This window comes from Cupriavidus sp. 8B (genome assembly GCF_054589115.1).
The window spans coordinates 1-1189 of the sequence record NZ_BAAILO010000330.1 but is presented as its reverse complement, the minus strand read 5'-3'; the positions used below and the strand labels follow the sequence as shown (position 1 = coordinate 1189).

The 1189-nt window shown below is 68.5% G+C and carries 1 protein-coding gene; it reads right to left on the bottom strand.

What is annotated here, in order from left to right; translation table 11 throughout:
• The coding region (locus ACYP5B_RS33560) for a Y-family DNA polymerase (protein ID WP_459572500.1) at positions 1-1189 on the bottom strand (1189 nt) is incomplete at both ends.

Genomic DNA, 1189 nt, shown 5'->3' with positions numbered 1-1189 from the left:
CTGGTACACCCAGTAATGCGCGTGATCCCGGCCCTCGGCCACGTAATAATCGCGCGTCACCACCTCGCCCGCCCACCATCCCGCCTCGATGCGCTCCGGCGGGGAGACCAGCCGCAGCGGCGAGCCGTAGAACGGCCGATGATCGCGGATCAGCAATGCGATCGGCTTGTCCAATAACCAGCTTGGGCGCGGCAGCCGCGGTGCGTCGACAGCAGGTCCAGGCTTGCCGACGGCCGGCACCCAGGCATTGGCGACTTCGGGACGATAGTCCGCCCGCATCTCGGGGCGCAGGATATTGTCGGCGCCAAGTCGCGCCGTCAGCAATTCCATCACGCGAGCTTGGTCCTCCGGCGTGCCGCCGGGCTCCGGGAACAAGGTTTCGCTGGGGGGTGCCTTGGCCTGGACGTCGGTCACGGTCAGGCGCACGGCTATCATCGGCGCGTCGACCTGCAATTGCGCCAGACGCTCACGTAGCAGTCGCAACAGGTGGTCCTCGCTCCAGGTCGGCTCGGCCAGTGCGATCTCAATTACCGTTGGTGGCAGGGCTTCCCGACCGCGCTCGTGCTGCAGTTCGAGCGTGATCTTCGTCACCGCCAGCTGATGGGCCGTCAGCCAGCCGATCATCTGCACGATCAGGCTGCGGGAATAGAGCAGGGTGGCTTCGGCATGCTCGATGCGATCCGGCAGCTCGACCCGTGCGCTGAATGTGGGCGGCGCCTCGATCCAATCGAACACTTCTGGCGCCTGACCGAGGGCGCGATCCATGGCCTCGTTGAGTGCCTGACCGCAGCGCCGCTGCAGGCCGGCCCGGGGCAGTCGGCGAACGTCGCCCAGCGTGCGGCAGCCCAGTCCATCCAGCCATTCGAGATAGGGGCGTGCCGGTGGCAGGGTGCCGACGGACAGCCCAGCAACCTGGCGTTCCAGTGACTCGGCCTTCAGCGCGGTACCGCCGCCGGCGCGCGCCAGCAGCCACGCCCCTTGCGCGGTGGGCGCGCAACCGAGCGCCGTCGTGAAGCCAAGCGCCCGAGCCGTGTCCCGGATCCGGCGGCGCATCTTGGGCCCACCACCGAACAGCCGCAGGCTGGTCGACACCTCGACCAGTACCGAGGCCTCTTCCGCTTCGACCACGTTCGGCGAGAACTGCAGCAGCGCCATGGCCACCGCCCGCAAGGCCTCGGCCTCTTTCGCC